General features: G+C 67.0%; 17 protein-coding genes. 5 read left to right on the top strand and 12 right to left on the bottom strand.

Annotated elements, in window-relative coordinates; all coding sequences use genetic code 11:
• Positions 1-103: 103 nt before the first annotated feature.
• Positions 104-1288 carry a MalY/PatB family protein gene (locus tag FHR04_RS15580; RefSeq protein ID WP_139404219.1) on the bottom strand — a complete coding sequence of 395 codons (1185 nt, stop codon included), beginning with the start codon at positions 1286-1288 and terminating at the stop codon, positions 104-106.
• Positions 1289-1391: 103 nt separating this feature from the next.
• Positions 1392-3050 (bottom strand): ABC transporter ATP-binding protein, encoded by a 1659-nt coding sequence (locus FHR04_RS15575; RefSeq protein ID WP_139404218.1) that lies wholly within the window; start codon positions 3048-3050, stop codon positions 1392-1394.
• Positions 3051-3204: 154 nt separating this feature from the next.
• Here FHR04_RS15575 and FHR04_RS15570 point away from each other — a divergent pair, with 154 nt between their 5' ends.
• Together FHR04_RS15570 and FHR04_RS15565 are read left to right on the top strand one after the other, a co-directional pair.
• Positions 3205-4041 (top strand): phosphatase PAP2 family protein, encoded by an 837-nt coding sequence (locus tag FHR04_RS15570; protein ID WP_139404217.1) that lies wholly within the window; start codon positions 3205-3207, stop codon positions 4039-4041.
• A 99-nt stretch (positions 4042-4140) separates the two neighbouring features.
• Complete coding sequence (locus FHR04_RS15565) at positions 4141-4836, top strand: c-type cytochrome (RefSeq protein ID WP_139404216.1); 696 nt, start codon at positions 4141-4143, stop codon at positions 4834-4836.
• Between the two features lie 16 nt (positions 4837-4852).
• Here FHR04_RS15565 and FHR04_RS15560 read toward each other — a convergent pair whose 3' ends face one another.
• On the bottom strand, positions 4853-5179 hold the full coding sequence (locus FHR04_RS15560; protein ID WP_139404215.1) for an HNH endonuclease: 327 nt from the start codon (positions 5177-5179) through the stop codon (positions 4853-4855).
• A gap of 121 nt (positions 5180-5300) precedes the next feature.
• A complete protein-coding gene (locus tag FHR04_RS15555; protein WP_139404214.1) occupies positions 5301-6284 on the bottom strand; it encodes a DUF1517 domain-containing protein in 984 nt (327 codons plus the stop codon).
• A gap of 83 nt (positions 6285-6367) precedes the next feature.
• On the opposite strand from FHR04_RS15555, the gene FHR04_RS15550 reads away from it, so the two are divergent.
• Both FHR04_RS15550 and FHR04_RS15545 read left to right on the top strand, forming a co-directional pair.
• Positions 6368-6757, top strand: coding sequence for a hypothetical protein (locus tag FHR04_RS15550; RefSeq protein ID WP_249039158.1), 390 nt, complete (start codon positions 6368-6370; stop codon positions 6755-6757).
• 57 nt (positions 6758-6814) lie between these two features.
• A complete protein-coding gene (locus tag FHR04_RS15545) occupies positions 6815-7756 on the top strand; it encodes a YtxH domain-containing protein (protein WP_139404213.1) in 942 nt (313 codons plus the stop codon).
• A gap of 47 nt (positions 7757-7803) precedes the next feature.
• Here FHR04_RS15545 and FHR04_RS15540 read toward each other — a convergent pair whose 3' ends face one another.
• From FHR04_RS15540 to FHR04_RS15520, 5 genes are all read right to left on the bottom strand, one after another.
• The gene (locus tag FHR04_RS15540) at positions 7804-8646 is read right to left on the bottom strand and encodes a phosphotransferase family protein (protein WP_139404212.1); all 843 of its coding nucleotides are present in this window, start codon (positions 8644-8646) and stop codon (positions 7804-7806) included.
• A gap of 42 nt (positions 8647-8688) precedes the next feature.
• On the bottom strand, positions 8689-9513 hold the full coding sequence (gene dkgB / locus FHR04_RS15535; protein ID WP_139404211.1) for a 2,5-didehydrogluconate reductase DkgB: 825 nt from the start codon (positions 9511-9513) through the stop codon (positions 8689-8691).
• Between the two features lie 74 nt (positions 9514-9587).
• Positions 9588-10565, bottom strand: a complete 978-nt coding sequence (gene fmt / locus FHR04_RS15530) for a methionyl-tRNA formyltransferase (RefSeq protein ID WP_249039157.1) — start codon at positions 10563-10565, stop codon at positions 9588-9590.
• The gene (gene def / locus FHR04_RS15525) at positions 10558-11241 is read right to left on the bottom strand and encodes a peptide deformylase (protein ID WP_139404210.1); all 684 of its coding nucleotides are present in this window, start codon (positions 11239-11241) and stop codon (positions 10558-10560) included. The genes fmt and def overlap by 8 nt, the downstream gene beginning before the upstream one ends.
• Before the next feature lie 64 nt (positions 11242-11305).
• Positions 11306-11512: a hypothetical protein gene (locus FHR04_RS15520; RefSeq protein WP_139404209.1), complete on the bottom strand. Its 207-nt coding sequence runs from the start codon at positions 11510-11512 to the stop codon at positions 11306-11308.
• A gap of 351 nt (positions 11513-11863) precedes the next feature.
• Between FHR04_RS15520 and FHR04_RS15515 the strand changes: the two genes are divergently transcribed.
• Positions 11864-12283: a hypothetical protein gene (locus FHR04_RS15515; protein ID WP_039684110.1), complete on the top strand. Its 420-nt coding sequence runs from the start codon at positions 11864-11866 to the stop codon at positions 12281-12283.
• Between the two features lie 154 nt (positions 12284-12437).
• Here FHR04_RS15515 and FHR04_RS15510 read toward each other — a convergent pair whose 3' ends face one another.
• The 3 genes from FHR04_RS15510 to FHR04_RS15500 form a co-directional block, all read right to left on the bottom strand.
• Entirely contained in the window at positions 12438-13523 is a 1086-nt protein-coding gene (locus FHR04_RS15510; protein ID WP_249039156.1) for a hypothetical protein, read from the bottom strand.
• Between the two features lie 122 nt (positions 13524-13645).
• Complete coding sequence (locus FHR04_RS15505; protein WP_039684114.1) at positions 13646-14314, bottom strand: response regulator transcription factor; 669 nt, start codon at positions 14312-14314, stop codon at positions 13646-13648.
• Between the two features lie 215 nt (positions 14315-14529).
• The gene (locus FHR04_RS15500) at positions 14530-14829 is read right to left on the bottom strand and encodes a hypothetical protein (RefSeq protein WP_139404208.1); all 300 of its coding nucleotides are present in this window, start codon (positions 14827-14829) and stop codon (positions 14530-14532) included.
• Between the last annotated feature and the right edge of the window lie 75 nt (positions 14830-14904).

Below are 14904 nucleotides of genomic sequence, written 5' to 3'. Positions count from 1 at the left end.
GCCGCCGATGCGCCGGAGCGGTGGCAGACGACGGCGTGGCAGCGGGGACGGTCAGACGCCGTAAGGCGGCCTCAGGGGCGCCCAGGGGGAGTCCTGTAGCCTCTTATGCCCCGTCCAGCGCCCGCCGCATCCTTTCCAGCGCCTCCGTGAGAATCTCGCGGCTGGTGGCGAAGTTCAGGCGCACGAACCCCTGGGTCTGCGGTTTGAAGCTTTCGGGGGCAAAGGTGGGACCGTCGTGCAGGGCGACCCTGGCGTCCTCCAGCAGGAACTTCTGGATGTCCCCGGCGTGTGGGCACCCGCGCAGGTCCAGCCACGCCAGATACGTGCTCTCCACCGGATGAAATTTGACGGCGGGCAGGTGCTCGCGCAGATAGTCGGTCAGAAAATCGCGGTTGCCCCGCAGGTAGGCCACCGTATCGGCCAGCCAGGGGCCGCCGTCTTTCAGGGCCGCCTGCCACATGGTCACGCTCAGGGCGCCCTCGTGGCCCATCAGGCCCCCGGCGGCGGCGCGCACGCGCCCCACCAGCCCGGCGTCGTGGCCGATCATCGCGCCGATGCCCAGGCCCGCCGTGTTGAATGCCTTGCACGGCCCGGTCACGGTGATGGTGCGGTCACGGACGCGCTCAGCGGCAGCGAAGGACTCGAAGGGTCCCTCGGTGAAACGCAGATCGGCGTGCAGTTCGTCGCTCAGCACGGAGAGATCGTGCCTGACCACCAGATCGCGCAGCCGCTCCAGCTCGTCGTGGGTCCACACGCGCCCGGTGGGGTTGTGGGGGTGGCACAGCAGCATCAGTTTGCTGTCCTGCGCGGCGGCCTCCAGGCCCTCCCAGTCGATGCGGTAGCCATCCGGGCCGTCCAGCAGGGCCACCGCCGAAACTTCACGTCCCAGCGTGGTGATGCTCAGGTGGAAGGGGTGGTAGACCGGGGTCATGGTCAGCACCTTTTCACCGGGCTGCGTCAGGGCCGCCACGGTCGCGTAAATCCCCGGCACCACGCCCGGCAGCATGGCGATGCCGCCTTCGGGCAGATTCTTGAGACCGTGCGTGTCCAGCTTGGCACGCAACAGACGGTCCAGCGTCCTGTCCCCCATCAGTTGGTGGTAGCCCAGGCCATGATCCAGACGTTCACGCAGCGCCGACAGGATCGCGGGGGCCACCGGGAAGTCCATGTCGGCGATCCACATGGGAATCACGTCCTCGCCGTACAGCGTCCATTTCAGCGAATCCGGATGGCGCAGTTCGGCGGGGCTGAGCGTGGGGTACGCGGGTAGATTTTCCGTCTGGGTCATGCGGCAAGGATACGCCGGACCACGGCGGCGGGGGACGCTCCAGCGGTGGCCGCATGAAAAAGGGCCGCGCAGACGGCGGCCCCGATGCACTCCTGGGTGCGGCCTACGGCTGATCCCCGCTGCGTCCCCGCTCCCCTTTCTGCAGCGTCGTGCTGATCTCGCCGCTGCGCCCGCCAGAGGCGCCGCCGTGCTCGCTGCTGCCGGTCATCAGCAGGCCCAGGCCAGTCTCGGTGGCTTCGGACGCCGGCACCTCGCCCACCACCCGGCCCTCGTACATCACCAGAATGCGGTCCGCCAGGTTCATCACCTCGCCCAGGTCGGCGCTGATCAGCAGCACGGCCAGCCCCTGATCGCGGGCCTCGACGATGCGGGCATGAATGAACTCGATGGCCCCGATGTCCACCCCGCGCGTGGGCTGGCTGGCGACGAGGATCTTGGGACCTTTACGCATCTCGCGGGCCACGATCAGCTTCTGGGCGTTGCCGCCGCTGTACTGCCCGGCGCGCAGGCTGGTGCTGCGCGGGCGCACGTCGTATTTCTCGCTCAGTTCCTGGGCCGTTTTCTGGATCACATCCAGATTCAGGAAGCCGAAGCGTCCGGCGAAGGGGGCACGGTCCTGCTCGCCCAGAATGTAGTTCTCGGCGGTGGTCATGTCCAGCACCAGCCCGCGCTCGTTGCGGTCCTCCGGCACGTGCGACAGGCCCGAGGCCTCCACCTCCTTGACCCCCCTGGCGGTCTTGCCCAGGTACGTGATGGTGCCGCTGTACGGGGACAGGCCCGTAATGGCCTCCACCAGTTCGCTCTGGCCGTTGCCCTCCACGCCCGCGATGCCCACGATCTCCCCGGAGCGCACCTGAAAACTCACGCCGTCCACGGCGTTGCGGTGTTCGCCCTTGACCACCACGTTCTGAATATCCAGCGCCACCTCGCCGGGTTTGGCCGCGTCCTTCTCCACCTTCAGCGTGACCTCGCGGCCCACCATCATCTGCGCCAGCGTCTCGGTGGTGGCCCCCTCGGCGGGAATGGTGCCGATCATGCGCCCGTCGCGGATCACGCTGATGCGGTCGCTGATCTGCAGGACCTCGTGCAGCTTGTGCGAGATGAAGACCACCGCGTTGCCGCTTTTCGCGTACTGGCCCACCAGAAACTCGAACAGTTCGTCGGTCTCGCTGGGGGTCAGCACGGCGGTCGGCTCGTCCAGGATCAGGATGCGCGCGCCCCGGTACAGCGTCTTGAGGATTTCCACCTTCTGCTGCAACCCCACCGGCAGCTCGCCCACGATGGCGTCGGGGTCCAGCGCAAAATTGAACTGCTTGATCAGCTCGGCCACCTTGCGCCGCGACGTGGCGTAGTCGATGGCCCCGCCCTTCGTCGGCTCCGCGCCCAGGATGACGTTCTCGGTCACCGTCAGCGTTTCCACCAGCATGAAGTGCTGAAAGACCATGCCGATGCCGCGTTTGATGGCGTCGGCGGGGTCGCTGAAGTCCACGGGTTCGCCGTCCACCACGATCTGCCCCGAGGTGGGCGGCTGGATGCCGTACACGATCTTCATCAGGGTGCTCTTGCCGGCGCCGTTCTCGCCGCACAGGGCGTGGACGCTGCCCCATTTGACCTGCATGGAAATGTCGTCGTTCGCCAGCACCAGCGGAAAGCGTTTGGTGATGCCCCGCAGCTCCAGCGCGTATTCGGACTGGTGCCGAACCTCTTTCAGCACGTCGGGGGCCGGCGCAGTGGCCGATGCAGGGGGTGGGGTGGCGGTCATGCTGAAAGTGTAAGGCAGGGCGCGGGGCCTGGGATGTGGGCCAGAGGCGTCGGCGGCAGGCGCGGCGGGCGGCCCGGAGCGGACTGGGATGCACCGCCGCACCGTTTCGGTTCCTCGCTTGGGCCAACCGTCACTCTTGCCTCAGAATGCCCGCATGCAACCTTTCTGGCTGGTCGTCACGAATCTGGGGCGTGACGAGGTCTTTATCGTCGTGCTGGCCCTGTACACCTGGCTGTGGAATCCGGGGGGCGGGCGCAACCTGGGTGTGGTCTTCGCGGGCAGCTATCTGGTCAACAGCGCCCTGAAATACGGGCTGAACGTGCCGCGCCCCTTCGCCGACGATCCGGGTCTGGTGTCGGACGCCGCGCGGGCCACGGCGGGCGGGCCGAGCCTGCCCAGCGGCCACGCGCAGATGTCGGCCACGCTGTGGGCCGGCATCGCCGCGCAGGTGCGGCGGCCCGCCATGTGGGTGGCGGCGGCGGTGCTGATCGCCCTGATCGCAGGCTCGCGGCTGGCGCTGGGCGTGCATTCGCCGGTGGACGTGCTCGTGGGGTTGCTGCTGGGCGGCATTGCGGCGTGGGTGGCCGGCCGCGCAGCATTCGCGGATGCCGGGACGTGGCGCTGGGCGGTGCCCGTGGTGGTCTTGCTGGTTGCCGCCGTCCTGCCCTCGGGCACGCCGCGCGAGTTCGGCACCGGGCTGGGGCTGTTCGCCGGGTTCTGGTACGCCCGCCCCAGCTTTGCGCCCCCGCGTGATCTGGCGGGGCGGCTGATCGTGGGCGTGGTGGGCCTGCTAGTCGTCTTCGCCGTGTTCTTCGGGCTGGGGGCGCTGCCGGGGGCGGTTAAGGACGTCGGGCTGGTGCGGGCGCTGCGCTACGCCGTGCTGGTGGTCGTGGCCGTCGAGGGGGTGCCCGCCGTGCTGCGCCGCTGGATGCCGCGGACGTCATTGCCCACCGTGACGCCGTCTCAGGCGGAAACGACGCCGCTGCGCTGAGGCCGCTGTCCGAACTCCAGGTCGGTGTCATTTGCAGTCCAGATGCGAAAATGATTACAATTCAGGCCAGCGAACAGCTCTTTCTCCCCAGGAGGCTCTATGCAACGCACCGTCCGGTTTTCGTTGTGGCTCGCCGTTCCTCTTGCCCTCTTTGTGCCGGCCATCTCGGCGCTGGCGCAGTCGGGAACGGCGGCCAAACCAGCGGTCCCCGCCAAGAATCCGCTGGCCCTGACGTTCAAGAAGCCCGACCCGGCGAAGGGCAAGGCGCTGAGTCAGAGCTGCCAGGGCTGTCACGGCCCCAACCTGGCCAGCACGAACAAGGCCATTCCAGGGCTGGCCGGACAGAATCCCAGCTACACCCGGCTGCAACTCGCGGCCTTCCGGGCCAAGCTGCGCCCCAGCCAGGTGATGTGGCAGCAGGCCGCCAACCTCTCGGACCAGGACATTGCGGACATTGCCGCCTACGCGGGCGGCCTGAAGCCGGGGTCGGCCTGGAAGGTGGGCGACGAAAAAGTGCGGGCCAAGGGTGAAGCGCTGTTCCATAAGGGCGACAGTGGCCGCAACATTATCGCCTGCGCCATCTGCCACGGAGACAACGGGCGCGGCAATGACTATCTGGGCGTGGCCAGCATCACCAACCTGTCGCCGGAATATGGCCTGGCGATTCTGAAAGAGTTCAAGGGCGCGCCCGGTTTCGGCGTTCCCCACCCCGACGCCATGCGCATCATGCTGCGCCCCATGACCGACGCGGACCTGAAGGCCGTCGCCGCGTACATCAGCAGCATGCAGAAATAGGCCCACACGACCTGCCCTACCGCACCCGCACGCTCCGGCTGGCGGGTTGCTTTTTGATCCAGGCCACGAAACGGCGCACGTCCTCATGCTCTAACAGCGCGTCCACGGCGCTGTAGTCCTGTGCCAGTTCGGCGTTGCTGAAGGTGCGGTGCAGGAATTTGTGGCATGGACCGCACAGCATCGCCGTGGGCAGGTCCGACACCTTGGCCCCACGCCGCCGCCCCTGAGAACGCGGGATCAGGTGATGCTCGGTCAGGTGCGGCGCGGCCCGCTCGCACAGGGCGCAGGCGGGCGTGTCTTGCGGGGGCGGCGGCCAGGAGGAGACGGGCAGGCGGCGGGCCATCGGAACCGGAGAATAGCCGACTGCTACGGCGGCAAGTGTGGTTCAGGGCCAGCAAAGGATGGGCCAATACACGGAAAGAGGCCGGGCGTGATGCCTGCCCGGCCTCGAATCCAAAACACGCTTACAGCTTCGTCAGTTTCGGGTACTTCATGATCGCCTCGTCCTCGCTGAGGAACTCGCCCTCCACGTCCGGGCTCCACACGACCTCGGCGCGGATCAGGTCCGAGGCGTTGACGCTGCTGATGGTGCTCAGGGCGGCCCGCGCCTCGGCGGCAGTGGTGACCCCGGCGGGGGGCAGGTTGCCCAGCGCGTGCGCGGCCACGGCGATGGTCACGGCCAGGTACATGTCGCCCGCCTCGCCCTTGTACTGGTAGTCGTCGCGCCGGGCGAAGCCGGTCTTGGGGTCCTTGTTCTGGTAGTTGCTGGTGGTCTGCTGGGTAAAGGCCGCGCGGGCCTCAGTGGCCCAGGCCCCCACCTGACTGTCGGCGGAGTTGGGCGCACCCTGGGCGCGTTCCACGTTGCCGTAGACCCAGCGCTCCGGGTGACGCAGCGCCACCAGCGCGGCCTCCTGCAACATGCGGGCCAGCCCCTCGTTGGTGTCGGGGTCCCCGTTTTGCGCCACCCGTTGCAGCGCCTTCTTGACCTCGTCGCCCTCGGCCAGCAGCAGTTGCACGCTGACCGCCTGGGCCGTGCCGCTCAGCGAGCCCAGCGCGCCCAGGCCGCGCCCGCTGCCCGCACTCAGGCTGCTGCGCATGTAGCCCACCACCATGAAAACCAGCACGCCGACGACGATAATCCCGATCAGGCCAGAGCCGCCGCCCCCGCCGCCGTAGCCGTACCCGCCGCCCCCATTGATGATGATCGGACCGGAGTAGCCGCCGCCGGAATAGCCGCCCCCGCCACTCGAGAACCCGCCGCCGCTGCCCCCAAAGCTCCCGCCCCCACCGCCGCCCCCGCCTGAACTGCTGCCGCCAAAGCCGCCGCCGGACTGGGCCAGCACGTCTCCAGACAGCCCCAGCGCGCCCAGGGCCAGCACCAGGGCGGCCAGCCACATCAGCAGGCCGCGCGGACGGAAACGTCGGACAAAGGCTCTAGAGGCGTTCATACCCGCAGTCTACGGTCCAGACGCGCGCAGGGTTCCCCGACCCGGCAGTTCATCACTACGGGCCGGCCCGGTTAGACTCGGCTGTGACCTCCGAACCCCGACAGACCATCACGCTGACTCCTGAGGCATGGCAGGCCTTTCAGGACCGCCTGTACGAGCGCGACGACCGCCTGGAACTTCGCATCCCCGACAGCGCCGTGAAGCGCGACGAGGCCGTGGACCCCTACGTGCTCAGCGGCCACGCCGAGGCGCTGCGCAGCAACGACGTGGACGGCGACGTGTGGGGCACGCTCGAAGACCTCGACGAAAGTGCGGCCGACGAGGAAGAGGCGTGGGCGAAGATCGTCGCCTTCTACCAGGGGCGTGGCTGTGTGCTGGTGCGCGTCACCGGTCTGGACGAGCCGGAAGACTGGCTGTTCACCGAGGCGCTGGCCCGCCGCCTGGGTCTGATGAACGGGGCCGCAGCCGGGTAAACCCGTTCTGAAGCGTGGCTCATCCCACACAGATGAGGGGCGCGTAAGCTGCTTCTCATGTCTAACCGCAAACCTCATTTTCCCATTAAACGTCTGCTGGCCCTGGGAGCGCTGATCGGTGCGGGCGCGTACTACTTCAGCCGCGAGCAGAACCGCAAGGCGCTGGACGCCAAGCTGGCCGAACTGGGCCTGAAAGACGCCGCCCAGGACGTGGGCAGCAGCGTGACCAAGGGTTGGGAAAAGACCAGGGACGCCGCCGCCCAGGCCGGCAACGTGATTGCCGACAAGGCGGGCGAGGTCAAGGACGCCGCCGCATCGGGCGGGGCAGGGGCGGCCCTGGACAAGGCCAAAGAAGTTGCCGGCGACGTGAAGGACGCGGTGGGACAGGCGGCCGGTCAGGCCAGAGACGCCGCAGGCGACGTGGGCAAGACCGCCCAGGCCAGCGGCCAGGACGTGGGCAAGGAAGTCAGGAAGGAAGGTCAGGACGCCGCGGCCCAGGCGCAGGACCGGGCCGAGCAGCTGAAAGCCAAGGCCACGGACGCTGTGGACGGGGCAAAGGACAAAGCGCAGGACGTGGCCGCTCAGGCGCAGGACAAAGCCGAACAACTGAAAGGCAAGGCGCAGGATGTGGCCGCCGATGCGAAGGACAAGGCCCAGGCGACCGCCGCCCAGGTCAAGGACAAGGCGTCCGACGCCGCAGATCAGGCCAAAACCACGGCGCAGAATGCTGGGGCCACCACACAGAACAAGGCGGCCGAGGCCCAGAGCGGTACCCGCGACTTTATTGCCGAAGCCCGCGCCCAGGCCGAGAAGCAGGCCGCCAAGGCCGCCGAGGACGCCACCCACCACCAGGGCAGTGACCTGAGCAGCAACGCCCGCAACGCGGCGCAGGGGGTCAAGACCAACATGCAGAACACGGCCCAGGACGCCAAAGACAACGCGCAAAAGACCACCAACGACGTGAAAGGCGCCGCCAACGACACCAAGCGCAATCTCTGAACCGGATCTTGCGAGAAGAGCCTCCCCATGCGGGAGGTTTTTTCTGTTCAGGGCAAATGAAGCTGGGTCAGTGCGTGGCCTACGAACTCCAGGTGCCGCTGGCGTATCTGCCGCTCCACCCCCTGTTCCAATCCCCAGCCACCCAGTCGCCCGCAGGGGCGTAGCGCGGCGCGCAGATCCCAGTACGGAAGAGTCGCCATGTCCGCGCCGCTCAGGACAGCGTATCGGTTCGTGAAAGCGTGCATGGCCTCCGGTCCCAGGAAAAACAGCAGTTCCAGGCGGGCGTTGCCAACATCGGCCAGCGGATCGCCCAGCGCCGCGTCCTCCCAGTCGATCACCGCATTCAAGCTGCCCCCGGACCACAGGAGATTTCCAGGCCAGACATCGCCGTGCAGGACCACAGGCAGGGGACCTAGAGGTGGTTCGAAACGTTCCAGGGCGTCGCGGATGCGGCTCTCGGACAGCGACTCGTCAGGCTTTTGGGAAGGTGGGCCGGGCCACGCGAGCGGACGTAACGACGGGAAATGGGCGGAAGGCAGGGCGTGCAGACGAACAAGGAAAGCGGCCATCTGGCGCACATACTCGTCCTGGTGGGCGGGCGAAAATTCGGGCTGGCCGTCCCTGAACCCGGTGACCAGCACCCCCGCCTCGAAATGATGCGGCTGAGGCACAGGCAGACCTGCCGCGTGAAGTGCCTCCAGCAACTTGAACTCCTGGCGGGCGCGATCAGCATGGGCCGCCAGGTCGCGCAGCCCGTACTCACGCACCACCAGCCGCTCTAAGGGTCCATCAGCCCTGCGAATCTCCAGCCCCGTTACCCGCGCCGAAACGCCGCCAGATAGAGGCCAGGAGCGGAGAAGCTGCGCCCCTGGCCGGAACTTCTGGATCAAGAACGCAAGATCAACGGGCGTGGTCTTCTCCTCCTCGAATGCTCAGTCCCAGTCGGGGGCCACGCTGGCCGGGTTGGCGAGGCGTTCGCCCTGACCGTCCAGTTCAGCGATGCGCTCCATATCCTCGTCGGTCAATTTGAGGTCCAACGCCTTCATGTTGCTGGCCAGATGTTCGCGCTTGGTGGAGGATGGAATCACCGAGTACCCCTGCCCCATCGCCCAGGCCAATGCCACCTGCGCGGGCGTGGCACCGTGCGCCCCGGCAATGTCCTTCAGCACCTCGTCCTCCATGACCTTGCCCACTGCGAGCGTCATATAGGAAGTGAGGTGAATGCCTTCCTGGCGCGCGAAGTCGGCCAGCTTGCGGTTCTGCAGGTAGGGGTGAATCTCCACCTGATTGGTGGCGATGGGCACGTCGCCCAGCAATTCACGGGCCTGTTTCAGCAGGGCGATGGTGAAGTTGGACACCCCGATCTGACGGGTCAGCCCCTGCGAGTGGGCGTCGGCCAGCGCCCCCAGGTATTCCTCGGCGCTCACCGGGCCGTTCGGGGCGGGCCAGTGGATCAGCGTCAGGTCGACGGCGTCGGTCTGCAGCTTGTCCAGGCTCTCGCGCAGGCTGGGCACCAGTTTGCCCTCGCCGTAGTTATCGGGCTTGATCTTGGTGGTGATGAACAGGTCCCCACGCTTCACGCCGCTCTGCGCGATGGTCTCCCCAATCTCGGCCTCGTTGCCGTAGCCCTGCGCGGTATCGATGGCGCGGTAGCCCAGGTCCAGCGCGTCACGCACGGAATCCCGGACCACCTGGTCTTTCAGGCGGAAGGTTCCCAGACCAAAGGGCGGCACGGTCCTGTTCTCTGTTGCAGTCATCCCGGCATGATGCCGCGCTGGGCCGGAGACGGGCAAGAACCGTTTTTCTTTATGTGGCGTCCATGCCCCGCCGCTTAAAGCTGCTCCGGCCCCCACACGTCCAAGCGGGTGCCGGCCCCGACACCGGCCGCAGCGGCCCAGACCTGCGCGGGCTGGGCGCGGCGGGTCTCAGGCTGAACGGTCTGCACCCGCACCGCACCTCCAGCGCAGGCGACAAGCAGCCCAGCCGCGTCCACCGCCAGAACCTCGCCGGGCGGCCCCTCGCCTTCCTCCACAGCCAGGCCGCCCAGTTTGAGGCGTGCGCCCCCCAGGAAAGCAGTGGTCTGCGGCCAGGCGGCCACGCCCCGGTGGCGGTTGACCACCGCCTGCGCCGAATCGGTCCAGCGCACGAAGCCGTCCTCCTTGACCAGCATCGGCGCGTGTGTGGCCGCCGCGTCGTCCTGGGGTGTGGGAGGCAGGTCTCCCCGCCCCAGCCGCTCCAGCGCCGTCACGATCAACCGCGCCGCCTGCCCCGCCAGCGCGTCCGAGAGGTCCAGGCTGGTCCACTGCGGCGCAATCGGCAACGGCTCCTGCAACAGCACCGGCCCGGTGTCCATGCCGGGATCGGTCTGCATGATGGTGGTTCCAGTCACACGCTCGCCGTTGATCAGCGCCCACTGGATCGGCGCCGCACCCCGGTACTTGGGCAGCAGGCTGGTGTGGGTGTTCAGGAAACCGTACCTGGGAATCTCCAGAACCGAGGCCGGCAGAATCTTGCCGTAGGCGCAGGTCACGGCCACATCTGCGCCCGAATCTCGCAGCACAGCCTCAAAGTCGGCATTGCGGCGGAGCTTGACGGGCTGGGCCAGCGGCAGGCCCAGCTCGGCGGCCCGCGCCGCGACGGGCGGCGGCGTGAGCTTCAGCCCGCGCCCCACCGGCTTGTCCGGCTGGGCCACCACCAGCACGATTTCAAACTGCGCGCGAATGGCCTCCAGCACCGGCAGCGCGAAGGCCGGGGAACCGAAGAAGGCCACCTTCAGACGGGGCGCGTCGTGGGAAGAGGCGTCACTCACCGCCACGCTCACGGCGCAGGCGGTCGGCGCGGGCCAGATCGCCCATCAGCGTCTTGGATTTCTGCTGCAAGGCCAGCAACTCCTTGCGGTAGTCCTCGGTCACCTCGGGCGGCAGACGGTCCAGAAACAGCACGCCGTCCAGATGGTCGAGTTCGTGCTGGAACACGCGGGCCAGGTAGTCCTCGGCCTCCAGCACCCGCTGCTGACCGTCCAGGTCAGTGTATTTGACGGACACGGCGCGGGCGCGCGGCACCCCTTCCTCGTAGATGCCGGGAATGCTCAGGCAGCCCTCCTGGTAGGACCGGTCCTTTTTCTTGTTCAGCACGCTGACCACCGGATTGATCATCACGAAGTCGCGCAGCACCCGCGAGCGCAGCGGCGACTCCTGACCCTCGTTTTCCTCCTCGTCGTCCTCGTACTCCACGGCCACGAACATCCGCACCGGCAGGCCCACCTGGGGGGCGGCCAGACCCACCCCGCGCGCCTCGAACATGGTTTCCAGCATGGCGTCGGCCACCTGGCGCACGCTCTGCGGCCCCACGCCCGGCACGTTCAGCGTGTCGGTCAGGTTCAGCGGCTTGGCCTTGCGGCGCAGGATCGGATCGCCGTACAGCCGCAGCGGGTACACGCGCGGCGGCTCGGCAGGGGTCCAGGTGGGAGTCGTTTGCCCGGTCATGCTGCTGTTTTACCAGACGGGCGAGCACGGGACAGAGGCACAGGTCAAATTGCGCGCTCCCCATTCACGGGCCGTCCCGTTTGCTCAGGACCATCAGGGTGGCTGCCCCCAGGGCTCCGGTCAACCCCAGCACCAGCGGCAGGTCGTGGCCGCGCAGAAAGGCGCCGGTGGTCAGCACCAGCCCAGTCACGCCGCCCAGCAGGGTCACGGCCAGCGCCGCCCAGGTCACGCCGTGCCGCGACAGCTGAACGCCCCAGCCCGCACCCGCCACCAGCAGACACAGCAGGCCCAGCCCCCCGGCAGATCGTCCATTCGGCTGAGCATAGCCGCTGGAGCCGACGGGTCAGTGGCTACGGGGGGCAGGGCTCCAGGCAAACCGCAACGATGGCCGGCCATTGGCGCCCAATTTCCCAGCCTGCACCTTTTGGTGGACGCAGCGGCACTTAAGTTGCCAGACACAGCCTGTACCACAGTGGCGTCTTCCTATAAGCAGGAAGTGCAATAAAGTCAAGGGCAAATTCAGGCGTCGTGTTTTAAGAAGCGGGTGGGTTGCCCACGAAAATGCCAGGGGCTTTACAAAGCTCGGCCGCGTCATTCATACTCCTGAACTGGAGGCACCAACATGGCTTATAAAAAACTCAGTGAGCAGGTCCACGAACTCAGTAATCCCCAACGCAGTGATACTTTCGTCAAGATGTTCCGCGACGCGGTACGTGATGGTAAATTCGAGGCCGCATACATGCCCGAACGCTTCACCATGCCCAAACAATTCACCCGTCGGGGCAGCGAGGGCACGTATCAGCGCGATACCAAGGAAATGCTCTTTGAAGTGACGCCCAAATTTGAGAAATGGTTCGACGAGGTCAACCGCGAACTGGCCGCCGCGCGCAAGGGCGGCACCATCAAGCCTTCGGTCGAGGCCATTGAGGCTGGACTGGTGGATTTCAAGAAAATGGCCGCCGAAACACGCAAGAAGATGCAGGCCAGCTATGAAAAGGGCCAGGCCCTGGGTCAGACCCGCTCCAAGACCAAGCGAAAGTAAACATCGGCAGTCTGTTTCTGCGGCATTGATCTGCCAGAGCCGTTAATTCAGACCTGTTCCACAGGAGCGCAGCGGAAGAATAGACTTCCCGTTGCGCTCCTGGCGTTTTCTGCCTGTTTCAGCGTCAGATTGCTCCATCACCATCTCGCACGCCCTATCTCGGATAAAGATCCGCAAAATAACGTGAAGCGGTGTTAGCCCCGCGCCGAAGTTGCCCCAACGGAATCACCACGCTTTCGGCGCAGGCCGACACGACGTGGGGCAGCGAGGTGGGTGTCAGGCTCAGCCCACCGCTGCCCAGGGAGACGGCGAAGCGGTCCTGCATCTCACGCAACACGTCGTCGCACTCGGACGCCGGATCAGAGGTGGCCGCACCCAGGTACAGCGCCTTGAGCCGGGCCGCCGTCAGGCTGGGCCACAGGGCCGACAGCGGCACCGGCCGCCCGCTGGCCCGGTCCAGAATCAGCCCCGTGGTGGCGGTGTCGGGATGCGCGCCGCCGCAGTAGGAATTGATGTCCTCCCGCAGGCTGAGCAGCCGGGGCGTCAGCAGGGTCACGTCTGTGCTCAGGCCGTAGCCCTCGCCGCCGCTGTTTTCCGGCAGATCCATGGCGCACGCCAACGCATTGACGGCGTGCGACAGCAGCCGGTCCTGCAGGGCCGCCTGAAGTGCAGGGGTGGCCTGCGGCAGGCGCGGGTAGTCCAGGCCCGACAGCGGCTCACGCAGGCGCTGACCGTCGGCAGACACCACCCAGGCATGGTTGAGCCGGACAAACGCCAGCGGATCACGGCCGCGCAGCCGGAGCAGGCCCGGCGAGGACGGCAGTTTCAGCGGCAACCGCGCCACGTTCAGCGGCTCCAGGCTGACCTTCAGCGTTGTGGACGTGCCCGGCGCTTTCCAGCTGCCGCGCAGCGCGCCCTCTGCCCGCACCAGGGTAAAACAGCCGGTCACCACCGGGGCCGCGCCCAGCGACTTACGAACCTCTTCCTGCAGGATCAGGGTCTCGCCGGAATGGAAGGGGGTCAGGCGCAGCTCGTTGGCCTGGCCCGCGTAGAAGTAACGGTTGCCCTCTGCCTGCCTGGGGTTCAGCCCCAGCGTGATTTCTTTGGCGCCCAGCACACCCGCATACACGCCGGAACGTACCCACGCTGGCGGGTTGGAAAGGCCGCCACACTTCTGCAGGTCCTGTGCCCCCGCCGAAGCCGACAGGAGGAGGACAGCGGGAAACAGCCATCGGTGCATGGCGACAGCGTAAACCACGAAGACGCGTCAGCGGAAGAGACCTGTGGGGCATGTTGTCGCCGTCCTCAAGCCAGGCTGGCATGGGATGGGAGCAGTCGATACCACCCCCGGACTGGGTGAGCCTAGGACGTCTTCAGCGCGTACCCAATGCCGCGCACCGTGCGAATGATGCCGTAGCCGTCCAGATCACGCAGCTTGGCACGCATGTTGGCCATGTGCACGTCCACCACATTGCTGTTGCTGGGCAACTCGCCGTTCCAGACCTCGCGCTCGATCTCCTGGCGGGAATACACCCGCCCCGGCTGCCGGGCCAGGAAGGTCAGCAGATCGAACTCCTTGGGCGACAGGCGCACCTCGTGGCCGTTGTAATGACACAGCCGCTTCTGCGGATGGATCTCCAGCGCCCCGATCGAGATGACTTCCCCGTGCTGCTGATGGCGCAGCTGGACCTTGACGCGCGCCACGAGTTCCTCGGGATGGAAGGGCTTGGTCATGTAGTCGTCCGCCCCCGCTTCCAGCAGGTTGACCTTGCGGTCGACCGCATCCATCGCCGTCAGAATGATGATCGGCACGCTGCTGGTCTTGCGCAGCCGGCGCGCAATCTCCGCGCCGTCGAAATCAGGCAGGCCCAGGTCCAGAATCACCAGATCGGGGCTGCTCTCGCGGGCGCTGGTCAGGCCGCTGACGCCGTCCGGCGCGCTCAGCACCCGGTAACCCGCCTGCTCCAGTTCATACTCCACGACGCGGGTGATATCGGGGTTGTCTTCGATCAGTAAAATGCGTTGTTCCATAATCACCCTCTTGTGAGGCACCTGTAGAAGGCCACGAAAAAAGCGCTGTGTCAGCGAGAGGGGAAGGCGGCCCCGCCCGTGAGACTCCGCGCCGGCTGCTGAGAGGTCTCCTCTGCTTTGGGACATGGTAGGCGGCGGCCCGCCTATGGGCGCGCAAAAACGGTTTACGCGTTCTTAACGGCGCCTTGCATTTTCTTCAGGAACGGGCTGAGCCTTTAGGAAGCTTCATCTGCCTCCGGAACATGCACCGAATCCACCTGCACGCCGTGACGCAGCAGCAGCGTTTTCAGGCGCTGCATGGCCGCCACCGCCCGCGTGCGGTCCTGCCGCCGGAAGGCCACGGTCAGCCGGGCGCTGAGGCCAGGGCGCGGCTCCTGCGCCTGGATCTGCAGCGGCCGGCCAAAAGCAGCGTCATGCATCACGTCCCGCAGAATGCGCGCGAAGGTCAGCTCGTCCACGCCGTCCAGGGTGAAGGCGATGCCCTGCACGTCGCCGGGTGAGGGTGAATAGGTCATGCCCGCCAGCGTAACGCGGTGGCCCCGGAAGGCTGCTTTAGACTGCCCCCATGACCGGCGACGCAGCACAGGACG

This window comes from Deinococcus radiopugnans ATCC 19172 (assembly GCF_006335125.1).
Classification (GTDB): domain Bacteria; phylum Deinococcota; class Deinococci; order Deinococcales; family Deinococcaceae; genus Deinococcus; species Deinococcus radiopugnans.
The sequence above is the reverse complement of the archived record's forward strand: the minus strand, read 5'-3'. Positions and strand labels throughout refer to the sequence as shown.